This is a genomic window from Nocardia mexicana NBRC 108244 (assembly GCF_001613165.1).
Taxonomy (GTDB): Bacteria; Actinomycetota; Actinomycetes; order Mycobacteriales; family Mycobacteriaceae; genus Nocardia; species Nocardia mexicana.
Genome location: NZ_BDBV01000003.1, coordinates 108,657 through 122,935, shown reverse-complemented (window position 1 = coordinate 122,935; position 14,279 = coordinate 108,657). Strand labels below are relative to the sequence as shown.

The window sequence follows — 14,279 nt, the reverse complement described above, 5'->3', positions numbered from 1 at the left end:
CGGGAGCTCATGCGACAGTTCAACGGCCACGACCATCCCACCTGGATCGACTACGCGGATTTCGGTGAGAGGTTCGTCACCTACGCGGTGACGCCGGCGCGCATCGAGGCCGCGGTGTCCGGGATGGCGGGGCGGGGGATGACCATCGGCCCGTTCTCGGTCGGTCCGGCGGGGCTGGCCGGTTTCGTCGCAGAGGGCAGCGTGGGGAAGCCGGTGATCGCGCGCAGCGGTCCGCATGTCACCTTCGAGGTGCGGCTACCGGTGTCGCTGCACGTCACCATCACCCTGGGCGGGCAGCGGCTGCGGCTGGAGGCGCTCGTCGAGATCGATCTCACGCTGCACGCGCGCACCGCGGATCCGCTGCTGATCATCATCGATATCCCGCCGGTCACCGCCCGCGACGTCAGCTTCGTGGTGCGCGCGCAGGCCATCGGCGCCGCATTCGAGCTGCTGCTGGATCCGATCGCCGTCCTGGTGCAGCGTGAGGTGGCCAACCGCCTCAACGGCATGCTCGCCGATCCGGCCGCGCGCAGCGGGCGGGTGTTCGACGTCGAGGCGATCCTGAACCGGACCCGATCGCCGCATCTGGCGCAGGAGAGCTTCGACTGGATCGGCTACGACGAATTCGGGCAGCGCTTCTTCCCGCTCATCGTGACCGCCGAGCGGGTCCGCGAGGTGGTCGAGGGCCTGGCCGGGCGGCCCATCGAGGTCGGCCCGCTGCGCACCGGCCCGCGCGAGGCCGCGACGGTCGAGGTGAAGGGCACTGTCCGGATGCCGCGGCTGTCGGACCGGGTGGGCGAGGATCCGGTGTCGTTCGACCTGACCATCCCGGTGGCCCTGGACATCACGGTCGACGTCCTCAAGTCCAACCACTATCGCGCCGAGGTGGAGATCCCGCTGGTCCTGATCGCCCGCGCCGCCGATCCGCTACTGATCGTCATCGACGCCTCCGCGCCCGACCCGCACACCATCTCCGTCGACCTGCACGCCGAGGGCTGGCGGGCCCGCGCCCTCGGCAAACTCGGCAATATCCGCCACCAGATCGCCCACCAGGTCGCGGCCGTCATCCGCGGTGAACTGGCCGACCCCTCCTTCCGCACCATCGACGTAGGCACGCGCATCGACGGCGCTGCCTGATCCCATGTGGCACATGTGATTGATGTGTCTAATGAGCCTGGCGGTTCTTGTGTGCATGTGGTGAAATGAGTTCACGTTCGAGGCTCCCGGCGCGCACAAGCTTGGGGAAGGTGCGCCGGGCCAGTTCCAACCGGCCCTGCAGGGTGGCCGGTCCAGGTCAGGCACTGCGCGAAGGAGTACTTCGATGCGTTCTACACCCATGTCTCGGCGCACCCTGTTCGGCGTTGCCGCCGGTGCAGCCGCCACCGCCGGGCTCTCGGCCCTCGCCCCGAATTCCGCGGCCACCGGAGCCGGACTGGGCACCCTGCTCGACTATGCGGGTGCGGTGCCCGCGGCCGAGGAGATTCGTGCCGCCGGGCATATCGGCGTGATCCGGTACGTCTCCGATCGCCGCCCGGGCGCGGAGTGGATGGAGGGAAAGCCGTTGCGCGCCATCGAGGTCGACGCGCTGCGGGAGGCCGGGCTGTCGGTCGTGTCCTGCTACCAGTACGGCAAGGCCGACACCGCGGATTGGCGCGGCGGGCTGGAGGCGGGCAAGAAGCACGCCGAACGCGGCCTGGAACTGCACCGCGAGGCGGGCGGGCCCGACGGCGTGCCGATCTACGCCTCCATCGACGACAAGCCCACCGAGGCCGACTTCGCCACGATGATCGCCCCGTACCTGATGGGCTGGCAGTCGGTGCTCGGCGCCGAGAACGTCGGCGTCTACGCCAACGCACCGACCATCACCTGGGCGAAGGCCGCCGGGCTGGGATCCTGGTTCTGGCAGCACAACTGGGGCACCCAGAAGGGCTACGTGCATCCCTCGGCGAACCTGCACCAGTTCGAGATCGATAAGCGCTCGGTCGGGGGAGTGGGTGTGGACGTCAACGACATCCTCACCCCGCAGTACGGACAGTGGTGGTAGCCGCGCCTCAGGTCTGGCAGTGGCAGGTCGGGTCGGCGCAGAGGTCCGGCTCATCGGGGACCACCGAGAGCAGTGGCCGGGCCTCCGGCGCCTCGCGCACGCCCATCCAGGAGAACAGCGACCAGCGCGACAGCCCGGAGAACGCCGAGCCCAGGCTGAAGAACGAGCCGACGGAGCCGACCGACAGCACCGAGCCCACGCTGCCGACGGACAGGATCGAATAGGCCGAGCCGATGGACAGGATCGAGCCCTCGGAGCGGAAGGACAGGATCGATCGGTGCGAGCGCGAGGACAGCACCGATTTGTAGGAGCGGCGCGACATGACGGACCGGCGGGAGCGGCCACCGGGCTTGCGCGCCGCCGGTGCGGTGGAATCTGCGGACCGTACGAGCTGATCGACAGTCGCCATAGTTGTCGGTTTACCACAGGTCACAGCCGGTTGCCGGGCTAATGGCAGCAAAAAGCCCGGAGTGTCGTCTCTGTGACAACTCCGGGCCTGTGCCTCTAGGGGTTAACGCTGCGACTGCGCCTGCGGTTGCGTCTGTGCCAGCGCCGCAGGGGCCGCCGGTGCGACGTTGAAGAAGCCGAGCGTCGGCAGGAACGAGCAGGTGATCGGCGGCTTCTCGGCGTCGGACTGCGTGGTCAGCGAGCCGGAGACCACGGCGATCACGCGGCCGGGGCCGGTGTTGGCGATGGCCGACAGGGTGGCCGGGCCGTCGGGGTTGATATGCGCCTCGTCGGTCAGCGGCTGGATGGCGCTCTGCCGGGTGTCCAGGTTCAGCCACTGCACGGTCATCGGCGGATTCTGCTGCGGCGTCAGGCCTTTGGTGCCCAGCGCCGTGAACACGAATCCGGCCTGGCCGCCCTGCGGGCCGGGCGGCGGCAGTTCGGCCGGGCCGGGAACGGCCAGCGCGGTGCCGACCGAATCGGTGCCCGGTCCGATGCAGCCCTTGCCGATGGTCGGGTAGAGGAACTGCGCGATATTGGGCCCGTTCTCCGGGAGCTCCGGGCCGCCGCCACCGCTGCCGTCGAGGAATTTGATGATGGCCTGCAGCGCCGCCTTCACCTGGGGCGGCAGGTTGGCCGAGTTCAGGATCTGCTTGGCCTGGTCCAGAATGGTCTGCTGGCCGGGCGAGGCGATATCGGCGGCGCCCGCGGCGGCACCGACGATGGCCGGCGCCAGGTTGGCGATCGCATCGATCGGCACACCCTCGGGAATCAGTGGGGCGCTGGCCGGGGCCTGCGGCTTCGGCGCCGGAGCGGCGACCGCCGTAGACGCGGCGACGCTGGCGCCGGCCGCGAGGGCCAGTGCGGACACTGCGAACCGCGATCCTCTGGTGCGAAGCACTGGTGTAGCCGTCCTTACCTCGGGTACCTCATCCGGCGATGCGGCCGCATCGCTTGCGTCACTTTAGGGATAGAGCAGCCGTGTTGTACAGCCGTACCGCGATCTTGCCAACAGCTATTCGTCGGTTATTTGCCGTTCCCGGACCATAACCCCATTCCGGTGTTACTGGAGTGATCAGTGATGCAAATGTTACAAGATAGGCCGTTCTCGGCCCCGTGACCGCCGCCGGTAATCTTGTCCCGGCCCGTCACCGACCGGAAAGTTTGCACGCCGTGAACCGACTGCTCCGATTGGCCTCCGGCGGTAGCGACGGGACCGGAGGTGGACGCCGCGTCGCCCTGACCGCGCTGGGCTTATCGATACTCGCACGGCTGGCGTGGATGCTGTTCTCGCCCAACGGGATGAACCTGGTCGACCTGCACGTCTACGTCGACGGCGCCGCCAGCCTGGGCAGCGGCCACCTCTTCGACTACACCTACGCGGAGAAGACCCCGGACTTCCCGCTGCCCTTCACCTATCCGCCGTTCGCGGCCGTGGTGTTCTATCCGCTGCATTTCCTGCCGTTCACCCTGGTCGCGGTGGCCTGGCTGCTGCTGATCGCGGCGGCGCTGTACGCGGTGGTGCGGATCAGCTTCGCGCTGCTGCTCGGCGACGCCGCACGCGAGAGTCGTTGGCGCACGGCCGCGATCGGCTGGACCGCGGTCGGACTGTGGCTGGAGCCGACCCGCACGACCATGGACTACGGGCAGGTCAACGTCTTCCTGGTGCTGGCCGGGATGGCCGCCGCCTATTACACGGCGTGGTGGCTGTCGGGCCTGCTGGTCGGCGTGGCGGCCGGGGTGAAGCTGACACCGGCGGTCACCGGGCTGTACTTCCTGACCCAGCGCCGGTGGGCCAGCGCGGTCTGGGCCGCGGTGGTCTTCGCGGCGACGGTCGGGGTGAGTTTCGCCATCTCCCCGGCCGAGACCCGCACGTACTTCGGCCCGCTGATCGGTGATGCCAACCGCATCGGACCGGTGGGCTCGGTCTGGAATCAATCGCTGCGGGGAGCGCTGACCCGAATCCTGGGCTATGACGCAGGTGCGCCATGGCACGTCGGCGGACATCGAATCCCGTTCGGGCCGTGGTGGCTCGGCGGGGTCGTGGTCGTCGCGGTGCTGGCCTTCTTCGCCTGGCGTGCCCTCGGCGCGGGGGATCGGCTGGGAGCGCTGCTGGTGGTGCAGCTGTTCGGGCTGCTGGCGTCGCCGATCTCGTGGTCGCACCACTGGGTGTGGCTGCTACCGGTCGTGCTGTGGCTGCTGTACGGGCCGATGCGGGCGGTGGCGGGCGCCCGGATCCTGGCCGGCTACTGGCTGGCGACCGCGTTGATCGGGCTGCCCTGGGTGCTGTCGTTCTTCCAGCCCACGATCTGGACGATCTCCCGGCCGGGCATCCTGTCCTGGCTGGGCGCGGTCGACCTGATCGGCGTGATTGCCTTCTACCTCTGGGTGATTCGCTTCGGTCGGGAGCGACCGCTCAGCTCTCCTGAGCCAGTCGATCGATCTCCTGGGCGAGCGCCGCATCCAGCCGGGTCAGCCCGCCCTCGGAGTGGGTGGACAGCGTGAAAGTGACTCGGCGCCAGCGGATATCGATGTCGGGGTGGTGATTGGCGGCCTCGGCGGCACCCGCGACCCGGCGTACCAGCTCGATTCCGGCCAGGAAGGAGGGCGCCTCGATGGTGCGGGCGATACTGTTGCCGGTACGAGTCCAGTCCGGCAGCTCGCCGAGTGCGGTAGCGATTTCGTCGTCGGTCAGCAGTGGGGTGCTCATACCCCGGTTCTACTCTCGACTCAGGCCGCGCGTGCCTGCTTGAGGTACTTCTTGAGGTCTTTTCCGCATACCCCCGCGGACTCGGCCTTCTTCATCCGCATGATCACGACAGGGCATTTCACGCAGCGCGTCTTCTTGCGACAGCACTTCTTCTTCGGCTTGAGGCGGGAAACCTCCTTGGCCTTGACCTTGCCCATGAAGGTAAGCATAGCCTAACCAGGGCGGCCCGGAATCTGGGGTCGCGCCGCATTTCGGTACTGTGTATCTGGCCGCATGCCCGGTGAGTCACTCGTCCACCTGTCTTGCACTGACCCTCTACGGCGAGGGTTGGCCGGCAACCATCTCATTCAGCAGGAGGATTCAACGTGTCGTCTGTCGAGTTTCGCAACGTAGCAATCGTTGCTCACGTCGACCACGGCAAGACGACGCTGGTCGACGCGATGCTCAGGCAGTCCGGCGCGTTCGCCGAGCGGGCCGAGCTCGTCGATCGCGTGATGGATTCGGGCGATCTCGAGCGCGAGAAGGGCATCACCATTCTCGCCAAGAACACCGCCGTGCACCGGCACAACGCCGACGGCAGCGTCACCGTGATCAATGTCATCGACACCCCCGGCCACGCCGACTTCGGCGGCGAGGTCGAGCGCGGCCTGTCCATGGTCGACGGCGTCGTGCTGCTGGTCGACGCCTCGGAGGGGCCGCTGCCCCAGACCCGCTTCGTGCTGCGCAAGGCGCTCGCGGCGTCGCTCCCGGTGATTCTGGTGGTCAACAAGACCGACCGCCCCGACGCGCGCATCGCCGAGGTCGTGGAGGAGTCGCACGACCTGCTGCTGGATCTGGCCTCCGACCTCGACGACGATGCCTCCGAGGCCGCCGAGCTAGCCCTGGATCTCCCCGTTCTCTACGCCTCCGGCCGCGCGGGCAAGGCCTCGACCAGCCGACCCGAGAACGGCACCAATCCCGACGCGGAGAACCTCGACGAGCTGTTCGAGGTGCTGCTGAAGTACGTGCCCGCCCCCAAGGGCGACGCCTCGGCGCCGCTGCAGGCGCACGTCACCAACCTCGACGCCTCGCCCTTCCTGGGCCGTCTCGCCCTGGTCCGCGTGCACAACGGCACGCTGCGCAAGGGCCAGAACGTCGCGTGGATGCACGGCGACGGCACCAAGACGGTCAAGATCACCGAGCTGCTGCAGACCGTCGGCGTCGAGCGGCAGCCCGGCGAGGAGGCCATCGCGGGCGATATCGTCGCCATCGCGGGCATCCCGGACATCATGATCGGCGACACGCTCGCCGACACCGAGAATCCGGTGGCGCTGCCACGCATCACCGTCGACGAGCCCGCCATCTCGGTGACCATCGGCACCAACACCTCGCCGCTGGTCGGCCGGGTGCAGGGGCACAAGCTCACCGCCCGCATGGTGAAGGCGCGCCTGGATCAGGAGCTGGTCGGCAACGTGTCGCTGCGGGTGCTCGATATCGGCCGCCCCGACGCGTGGGAGGTGCAGGGCCGCGGTGAGCTCGCCCTGGCGATCCTCGTCGAGCAGATGCGCCGCGAGGGTTTCGAGCTGACCGTCGGTAAGCCGCAGGTGGTGACCAAGCAGGTCGACGGCAAGGTGCACGAACCGTACGAAGAGCTGACCATCGATTGCCCCGACGAATACCTGGGCGCCATCACGCAGCTGCTGGCCGCCCGCAAGGGCAAGATGGTGCAGATGAGCAACCACGCCGCCGGATGGGTGCGCATGGAGTTCATCGTCCCGTCGCGGGGCCTGATCGGCTTCCGCACCGACTTCCTCACCGAAACCCGCGGCACGGGTATCGCCAACGCCGTCTTCGACGGATACGCGCCGTGGGCCGGCGAGATCCGTGCCCGGCACACCGGTTCGCTGGTGTCGGACCGCGCCGGATCGGTGACGCCGTTCGCCATGATCCAGCTCGCCGACCGCGGCCAGTTCTTCGTCGAGCCGGGCGCGGACACCTACGAGGGCATGGTCGTCGGCGTGAACCCGCGCGCCGAGGATCTCGACATCAACGTCACCCGCGAGAAGAAGCTGACCAATATGCGGTCGGCCACCGGCGACGTGCTGGAGACCCTCGCCAAGCCGCTGCAGCTGGATCTGGAAGCCGCGATGGAGTTCTGCGCCGGCGACGAATGCGTCGAGGTGACTCCCGAGGTGGTGCGGGTGCGCAAGGTCATCCTCGGCGCCACCGAGCGTGGGCGCGAGGCCTCCCGCCGCAAGGCCCGCGACCGCGCCGCGCAGAACGCCTGACACCTGGCGATCTGTAGAGTGCCGGTCGTGATGTCGGGGCCGAGTTTTCGCACCAACTGGCGTGCGGTGGTGTTGCTGCTGGTGGCATCGGTGACGGTGCTCGCCGGGTGCACCGCGAATCCGCCGCCGCCGATCGAGAGCACCGACAGCCCCAAGACCACGCCCGCCAAGCCCACCAAGAGCACGGTGGTGGTGGCCGTCGACGACATCGGGATCGGGTTCAACCCGCATCTGCGGTCCAATCAGTCGCCGGCCACCAACGCGGTCAGTTCGGCGGTGTTCCCCAGCCCGTTCCGGCCGGTGCCCTCGCCGACGGTGCCCGGCGCGACCGACTGGGTGCCCGACAACGCGCTGATGGTGTCGGCGGACGTGACCGCGCAGGAGCCGTTCACCCTCACCTACAAGATCCAGAACCAGGCGTCGTGGTCCGACGGTGCGCCGATCGCCGCCGAGGACTTCCGGTACCTGTGGCAGCAGATGATCACCCAGCCCGGGGTCGTGGATCCCGCCGGGTACCGCCAGATCTCGGATGTGGGCTCCTCCGACGGCGGCAAGACGGTGACCGTGACCTTCCGGGAGCCGTATCCGGCGTGGCGGCAGCTGTTCACCGATCTGCTGCCGTCGCATCTGCTGAAGGATTCGCCGGGCGGCTTCCAGCGGGCGCTGGCCGTCGAGCGCGGCCTCATCGATCAGAACCCGATCTCGGGCGGGCAGTTCCGGGTCAAGCAGGCCGACTCCGGCCGCGAGGAGATCCTGCTCGAGCGCAACGACCGCTACTGGAGCACCCCCGCGGTTCCGGACCAGATCATGCTGCGGCGCGGCGGCACCACCGCGCAGCTGGCCGAATCGCTGCGCTCCGGGGATGCGCAGATGGCGCTGGTGCGCGGCGGCACGGCGACTCAGTCTCAGCTGCAGGCGATTCCGGCGGTGCGCACCTCGATGATGCCGCAGGCCCGCGAGCTGCAGCTGGCGCTCAACGGCCGCGTCGGCGACCTCACCGATCCGCGGGTGCGCCACGCCGTACTGGGGCTGCTGGATCCGACGCTCCTGGCGACCGTCGGCGCCGAGACCGGCGCATGGATGGAACCGGCTCGGGCCCAGGTGCTTTCGCCCTCGGATCCGGGCTACGCGCCGACCGCGCCACCGCGGCTCTCGGCCGACGAGGCGTTCGCGCTGCTGGCCGAGGCCGGATACGCGCGCGCTCCGGAGACACCACCGGTGGGCGCCTCGGCGACATCACCGGCGCCGCAGCCGCGCCAGGTCGTGAAGAACGGCAGGACACTGGCCATCCGGCTGGGCGCGGTGGACAAGGACACCACCGCGCTGGCCGTGGCCAACACCGCCGCCGACATGCTGCGCAGTGCGGGCATCGATGCGAGCGTGCGCAGCCTGCCCGCCGAGGAGCTCTACGGCAAGGAGCTGCTGGACGGCACGGTCGATGCGGTCGTGGGCTGGGATCGGGCCGGGAACGACCCGGCCACCGTGCTGGACTCGCGCTACGGCTGCCCGCCGCCGCCGGCCACCCCGCAGGACGACACGTCGTCGCGGGTGGAGGATCTTCGCAAGGCGCCGAGCAATATCTCGGGCATCTGCGATCCGGCGCTGCAGCCCGCCATCGACGCCGCCATGCGCGGGCAGGACGTGCCCAGGGTGATCGGCGAGGCCGAGCCGAAGCTGTGGGATCTGGCCACCGTGCTGCCGATCATGCAGGACAACGGGGTGGCGGCGGCCAGCTCGCGGATGGACGGAGTATCGCTGAGCGGGGCCATCGAGGTCGGGATCTTCGGTGGGGCGGGGACCTGGCGGCGGTTGTCGTGAGCGAGCTTGCGAGCGAACCATCGACACAGCGTGCCCCGCGCACGGCGGAGCCGAGCGCTAGCGAGGCGGAGTCGTGAGTGGGCTGCTGCTGGTCCACGCGCATCCGGACGACGAATCCATCGCCACCGGCGGCACCATCGCGCACTATCGGCGGCGCGGTGTCCCGGTGACCGTCGTGACCTGCACGCTCGGCGAAGAGGGCGAGGTCATCGGCGAGCAGTGGGCGCAGCTGGCCGGCGATCAGGCCGATCAGCTCGGCGGCTACCGGATCGGCGAATTGACCAGGGCGCTGGCGGAATTGGATGCCGGGCCGCCGCGGTTCCTGGGCGGCGCCGGGCGCTGGCGCGATTCCGGGATGACGGGCACCGTCGCCGATCCGCGGCCGCTCGAGCCGCTGCACCCGCGCGCGTTCGCGGACTCGGGCGACGCCGCCGTGGACGCGCTGGTGCAGGTGCTGCTGGAGGTTCGGCCGCAGGTGGTGGTCGGATACGACCCGCGCGGCGGCTACGGGCATCCCGATCACGTTCGGGCGCACCGGATCACGATGGCCGCGCTCGACGCCGCGAAGGAACAGGGCTGGGATACGCCGAAGGCGTACTGGACCGTGACGGACGCGGCCGTCCTGCGCCTGCATACCGAGGCGCTGGCCCGGCGCACCGTCGACCAGCTGCCCGGGGCGCTGCCGCCGGGGTGGCGGCTGCCGGCCGTCGGCGACCTGGCCTGTGTGCCCAGCGAATCGGTGACCACCACGATCGACGTATCCGACGCACTGGCGGCCAAGCGCGCCGCACTGCGCGCCCATGCCACACAGGTGAGCGTGGCGCCGTCGGGGCGCGAGTTCGCGCTGTCCAACAACATCGCCCAGCCGGTACTGCCCGAAGAACATTTCGTGCTGGTACGCGGGCGGAGGGGCCCGGTCGGCGCCGATGGACGCGAACACGACCTGTTTGCCGGTCTCGGCCCGGGCATAGACTGACCGGCATGTACAACTGGAGCCTGCAGGACGCCATAGTCGCGTTCGTCGACAGCCAGAAGCCGAACTGGCAGGCGCAGCACGATCTGTACCTGCACGTGCTCTACGGATTCGTGGACATGCAGAGTCACCTGCTGACCCTGCTCGGCTTCCCGCCGGTGCCGTGACGGCGGCCGCGATCGACCGCACGCCGGCCGCGTCCGGCGTGCAGCCGCCCGGGTGGGCCGCCCTCGGCGCGACGCTGGCCGGGGTGCTGGTGTTCGAGGGCCTGCTGTCGCTGGTCCTCGAGGTGTTCTACCTCCCGACCTATGTCGGCAGCACCCCGCTCCCGTTCCCGATCCTCGTGGCGGCGGTGGTGAACGTGCTGCTGGTGATGGGCATGGGCGTGGTGACGAACCGCCCGGCCGCCATGGCCCTGCCGCTGGCGGCGTGGCTGTTCGGCTTCCTGCTGTGCGCCACGACCGGCCCCGGCGGTGACGTGCTGCTCACCGACAGCTGGACCGCGCCGGTCCTGCTGGCGGGCGGGCTGATCCCGGCCGGGTTCTACCTGTTCCGCCGCGTCTTCGTGCGCCCGCGCGCCTGAACCGGAATCACGCGCGTTCCAGGCCCGGCTTGCGGTCCTCGATGACGAACGACGCCTTGGTTTCCACGGGCGCCCCGGGCGTCGACACGTAGGGGACCGCGCGGAAGTCGGCGCGAATCTCGGTGGGACCGATACGCGTTCGCACGTAGCCGCGGCGATTGTTGTGGAACTTGATATGCGGGTTCTCGGCGAGCACACCGGCGGTGTCGGCGGTCGTCTCGGAGCCGTCGCCACCGCTGGTGATCGAGGTCGCCACCAGTTCGGTGCCGACGGTGGGGGCGGCGGGGTCGTTCCAGCGCTGCTTGATGTCGGCGGCCCAGGAGGCGTGCACGTCACCGGTCAGCACCACCGGATTGCGCACCTGCGCGTCGACCCATCCGGCCACGACGCGGTCGCGGTCGGCGGCGTAACCGTCCCAGGCATCCATATTGTTCTTCTCGCCCGGTCCGGGCCGGACGTCCTGCTGGGCGAAGAACACCTGCTGCCCGAGCACGTCCCAGCGGGCCCGCGAACCCCGGAATCCGTCCAGCAGCCAGCGCTGCTGCTCGGCCCCGGTGATGGTGCGCTGGGGGTCCAGGCGCTCCGGGCAGGTCTTGGCGCCGTCCCCGCAGGCCTGGTCGTCGCGGTACTGGCGGGTGTCGAGCATGTGGAACGTGGCGAGATCACCCCACTGGACGCGCCGGAACAGCCGCATGCCGCCGCCGGTGGGTGCGGCGCCGCGGCGCAGCGGCATGTTCTCGTAGTACGCCTGGAAGGCGGCCGCGCGGCGGGCGAGGAAGTTCGGCTGGGGTTTCTCGGGCTTCTCGTAGATGTCCCCGGCCCAGTTGTTGTCGATCTCGTGGTCGTCCCATACCGGCACCCACGGTGCGATCGCGTGCGCGGCCTGCAGGTCGGGATCGGCCTTGTACTGGGCGTGCCGCTGCCGGTAGTCGGCCAGCGTCTCGGTCTCGGGCCCGGCGTGGTCGCGCGCATTGCCCTCGTCGAGGACGTAGCCGCCGGGCGCGTACTCGTAGATGTAGTCGCCCAGGTGCAGGATCAGGTCCGGGTGCTCCTCGGCCAGGCGGCGGTAGGCGGTGAAGTAGCCGTGCTCGAATTGGGAGCAGGACGCGAAGCACATGGTGAGCGCGCCGCCGATGCCGAGCGCGCTGAGCCCGGCGATCGGTGCGGTGCGGGTGCGCCCGGCGGGCGACAGCTGTCCGTCGGCGCGGAAGCGGTAGAAGTATTCGGCGCCCGGCAGCAGCCCGGCGACCTCGACGTGCACGCTGTGCCCCTGTTCCGGGCGCGCCTCGACGGTGCCGCGCTGCACGACGGTCGCGAACCGCTCGTCCATCGCGATCTCCCAGTCGACCGGCACCGCGCGGTCCGGCATGCCGCCGCTCCCGTCGTCGGCGAGTGGGTCCGGTGCCAGCCGCGTCCACAGCACCACGCCGTCGGCGGCCGGATCCCCGGACGCCACCCCGAGCGTGAACGGATCCCCCAGGCGCCGAGACGGATTCGGCGGAACCGCTCGGACGAGCGGGCTACCCAGTCCCGTCGCGGCCACCCCGAGCGCCGCACCGCCCCCGAGTAGGACTCCACGGCGCGAGACAGTGCCGGACATGATCAACCTCTTCCGTCGGCTAATTATCTGGACACCCCATGAGATAACTGTCGATTGACCCGAAGACAACGACGGCATCACGGTGAGATGAACGGAATGTCGGTGCGGGCGAACGATTGTCGAACAAGCGGTGAATGAGTGGAGTCGGCCCGACCCCTCTCCCTCGTCCGATGCCCGCCGGGGCGACGCGGCTAGCGGGGGCCGGACTGGCCCGGTGTCACTGCCTCGATCAGTGCCCACGCTTCGTCTATGGGGATGTCCACCACGTGGTAGCGCTTCTTTCCGGCGGCCGAGGCGGCGACGAGGGTGGCTACTCCGGCGCGGCGCTGGAAGAAGGTCTGGCGGACGGTCCATCCGATGATGCCGGGGGCCTCGAGGCAGTCGCGGTCGCGGTCCAGGGAACCGCTGCGGGTGATCAGCCAGGTGGGCCGGTCGCCGGTGCCGGGCAGCACGGCGTGACCGAGCCCCCGGTAGCGGTCGTGGGCCAAAGCCGTTGCCGCCAGGGCGATCACGGCCAGCACGATCCACACCCACGGCGGAACACCGAGCCCCGCAACCGTTCCCGCGGCAACCACCATGGCCGCCACCAGCACCGGTGTCAGCGCGCGGGTGTAGCGCCGCCGCCGGGCTCGAGGGCCGTGCGGAATCAGCGAAATCGTCGCCGGTGCAGCCGATTCCGCAGTCCCCGGACCGGTGGGTCGCGTGGAATCGGATCGATCGGCGGGACGGCTCGCGAGCAGGTGGCCGAGCGTGCGGTCGACGGCGGCACGCGGGGCCTGCGGCAGGATCTTCTGCCGGGGGCTGGTGCCGGTCATGATCGCCTCGAGTTCGGCGCCGCCCGCCAGCCGCAGCAGCAGCGGTTCGTTCACCGTCGCGCCGCGCAGGCGGGCCAGATCCAGGGTGGTCTGGCGCGTGGTGAACAGGCCGTGCCGCAGGTGCAGGGTGCGGCCGTCGTCGAGCACGCGCAAGCCGAAATACGTTGCGAGATACCGTGCGCACCCGGCGAGGCTGACGATCGCCACCACGGCGGCGACCAACGCCACCACCACGGCGGTGAGGAACCAGGCGCCGCGGCCCTCCACGCTGTGCACGGCATCCGAACGGAAGATGGCCTCGGCGAGGCCGTACTGGAAGGCCAGGCCGACCACCGGCGCGACGATGGCGAAGCCGGTCAGCGACAGCGGCGCGTAGCGCACCCAGCCCGGTTGCCAGTGCGCGATCTCGGTGCCTTCGCGGCGCGCATCCATCGCCTCCGGTGCGGGTGCGGCGGAGCCGGGGGTACTCGCCGCCGATTCACCGACGGGCGAATCGGCTTGTCCACCAACGGCTTCCACCTTGTTAAGATGCGCCAGCAGTTCCGCCCGCAGGCCCGGCACCAGCCGGGCGTCGAGGGCGTCGAGCTTGAACTGCTCGTCCTTGCCCACCTGCTGCCCGGTCCCGATGGTCAGCACCGCCAGCCCCAGCCCGCGGTGCAGCGGATCGGCCTCGATATCCACCGAGCGGATCCGAGACCGCGGCACCGCCAGCCGCTTGCGCTGCAGCAGCCCCGTGCGGAGTTCGACATTGTCCGCGCCGATGCGGTAGGTCGTGGTGAACCACCGCAGCACCGCGAATCCGACGATGACGGCCAGGGCGAGCAGACCCCACCCCGGATTGTCGTTGCGGGTGCCCACGACCACGGACACGATCAGCACCGGGATGTACCGGACCACCTCCCGCACCGGATGCACCAGCAGCATTCGCTTGTCCAGCCGCTGCCAGGAGGTGTGTGCGGCGTCCTGCGGGGCGATATGTCCGGAGTGCGGTGGTTCGCTCACGACTGCACCTCGCTGTGAGT

14 protein-coding genes are annotated in these 14,279 nt (G+C 69.8%); 8 read left to right on the top strand and 6 right to left on the bottom strand.

Going from position 1 to position 14,279, the window contains the following annotated elements; translation table 11 throughout:
• Positions 1-9: 9 nt before the first annotated feature.
• Together NM1_RS02260 and NM1_RS02255 are read left to right on the top strand one after the other, a co-directional pair.
• Positions 10-1,137, top strand: coding sequence for a hypothetical protein (locus NM1_RS02260; protein WP_068013249.1), 1,128 nt, complete (start codon positions 10-12; stop codon positions 1,135-1,137).
• A 184-nt stretch (positions 1,138-1,321) separates the two neighbouring features.
• Positions 1,322-2,044 carry a DUF1906 domain-containing protein gene (locus NM1_RS02255; protein WP_068013247.1) on the top strand — a complete coding sequence of 241 codons (723 nt, stop codon included), beginning with the start codon at positions 1,322-1,324 and terminating at the stop codon, positions 2,042-2,044.
• A 7-nt stretch (positions 2,045-2,051) separates the two neighbouring features.
• On the opposite strand, the gene NM1_RS02250 is transcribed toward NM1_RS02255, so the two are convergent.
• Together NM1_RS02250 and NM1_RS02245 are read right to left on the bottom strand one after the other, a co-directional pair.
• On the bottom strand, positions 2,052-2,366 hold the full coding sequence (locus NM1_RS02250) for a hypothetical protein (RefSeq protein WP_068013387.1): 315 nt from the start codon (positions 2,364-2,366) through the stop codon (positions 2,052-2,054).
• Between the two features lie 189 nt (positions 2,367-2,555).
• On the bottom strand, positions 2,556-3,392 hold the full coding sequence (locus NM1_RS02245; RefSeq protein WP_068013243.1) for an Rv1157c family protein: 837 nt from the start codon (positions 3,390-3,392) through the stop codon (positions 2,556-2,558).
• A gap of 263 nt (positions 3,393-3,655) precedes the next feature.
• Between NM1_RS02245 and NM1_RS02240 the strand changes: the two genes are divergently transcribed.
• Positions 3,656-4,996: a mannosyltransferase gene (locus tag NM1_RS02240; protein ID WP_373864012.1), complete on the top strand. Its 1,341-nt coding sequence runs from the start codon at positions 3,656-3,658 to the stop codon at positions 4,994-4,996.
• On the opposite strand, the gene NM1_RS02235 is transcribed toward NM1_RS02240, so the two are convergent.
• Together NM1_RS02235 and NM1_RS42900 are read right to left on the bottom strand one after the other, a co-directional pair.
• Positions 4,908-5,201: a 4a-hydroxytetrahydrobiopterin dehydratase gene (locus NM1_RS02235; RefSeq protein ID WP_068013240.1), complete on the bottom strand. Its 294-nt coding sequence runs from the start codon at positions 5,199-5,201 to the stop codon at positions 4,908-4,910. The genes NM1_RS02240 and NM1_RS02235 overlap by 89 nt on opposite strands.
• A gap of 20 nt (positions 5,202-5,221) precedes the next feature.
• Positions 5,222-5,398 (bottom strand): hypothetical protein, encoded by a 177-nt coding sequence (locus NM1_RS42900; protein ID WP_169814185.1) that lies wholly within the window; start codon positions 5,396-5,398, stop codon positions 5,222-5,224.
• Between the two features lie 168 nt (positions 5,399-5,566).
• On the opposite strand from NM1_RS42900, the gene typA reads away from it, so the two are divergent.
• From typA to NM1_RS02215, 5 genes are all read left to right on the top strand, one after another.
• Positions 5,567-7,468: a translational GTPase TypA gene (gene typA / locus NM1_RS02230; protein ID WP_068013238.1), complete on the top strand. Its 1,902-nt coding sequence runs from the start codon at positions 5,567-5,569 to the stop codon at positions 7,466-7,468.
• A 30-nt stretch (positions 7,469-7,498) separates the two neighbouring features.
• Positions 7,499-9,286, top strand: a complete 1,788-nt coding sequence (locus NM1_RS02225) for an ABC transporter family substrate-binding protein (protein WP_068013383.1) — start codon at positions 7,499-7,501, stop codon at positions 9,284-9,286.
• Between the two features lie 73 nt (positions 9,287-9,359).
• Positions 9,360-10,262, top strand: a complete 903-nt coding sequence (mshB, locus tag NM1_RS02220; RefSeq protein ID WP_068013235.1) for an N-acetyl-1-D-myo-inositol-2-amino-2-deoxy-alpha-D-glucopyranoside deacetylase — start codon at positions 9,360-9,362, stop codon at positions 10,260-10,262.
• A 5-nt stretch (positions 10,263-10,267) separates the two neighbouring features.
• Complete coding sequence (locus NM1_RS42895) at positions 10,268-10,426, top strand: hypothetical protein (protein ID WP_169814184.1); 159 nt, start codon at positions 10,268-10,270, stop codon at positions 10,424-10,426.
• A complete protein-coding gene (locus NM1_RS02215) occupies positions 10,423-10,842 on the top strand; it encodes a hypothetical protein (RefSeq protein ID WP_068013232.1) in 420 nt (139 codons plus the stop codon). The genes NM1_RS42895 and NM1_RS02215 overlap by 4 nt, the downstream gene beginning before the upstream one ends.
• A 7-nt stretch (positions 10,843-10,849) precedes the next feature.
• On the opposite strand, the gene NM1_RS02210 is transcribed toward NM1_RS02215, so the two are convergent.
• Positions 10,850-12,442, bottom strand: a complete 1,593-nt coding sequence (locus NM1_RS02210; RefSeq protein WP_068013230.1) for an alkaline phosphatase D family protein — start codon at positions 12,440-12,442, stop codon at positions 10,850-10,852.
• Between the two features lie 191 nt (positions 12,443-12,633).
• Complete coding sequence (locus tag NM1_RS02205) at positions 12,634-14,259, bottom strand: PH domain-containing protein (protein ID WP_068013227.1); 1,626 nt, start codon at positions 14,257-14,259, stop codon at positions 12,634-12,636.
• Positions 14,260-14,279: the final 20 nt, after the last annotated feature.

Coding starts and splice junctions, on each gene's coding strand:
- NM1_RS42900 (WP_169814185.1), bottom strand. CDS start 5,398: ATGGGCAAGGTCAAGGCCAAGGAGGTTTCCCGCCTCAAGCCGAAGAAG.
- NM1_RS02255 (WP_068013247.1), top strand. CDS start 1,322: ATGCGTTCTACACCCATGTCTCGGCGCACCCTGTTCGGCGTTGCCGCC.
- NM1_RS02260 (WP_068013249.1), top strand. CDS start 10: ATGCGACAGTTCAACGGCCACGACCATCCCACCTGGATCGACTACGCG.
- NM1_RS02210 (WP_068013230.1), bottom strand. CDS start 12,442: ATGTCCGGCACTGTCTCGCGCCGTGGAGTCCTACTCGGGGGCGGTGCG.
- NM1_RS42895 (WP_169814184.1), top strand. CDS start 10,268: ATGTACAACTGGAGCCTGCAGGACGCCATAGTCGCGTTCGTCGACAGC.
- NM1_RS02250 (WP_068013387.1), bottom strand. CDS start 2,366: ATGTCGCGCCGCTCCTACAAATCGGTGCTGTCCTCGCGCTCGCACCGA.
- NM1_RS02225 (WP_068013383.1), top strand. CDS start 7,499: ATGTCGGGGCCGAGTTTTCGCACCAACTGGCGTGCGGTGGTGTTGCTG.
- NM1_RS02235 (WP_068013240.1), bottom strand. CDS start 5,201: ATGAGCACCCCACTGCTGACCGACGACGAAATCGCTACCGCACTCGGC.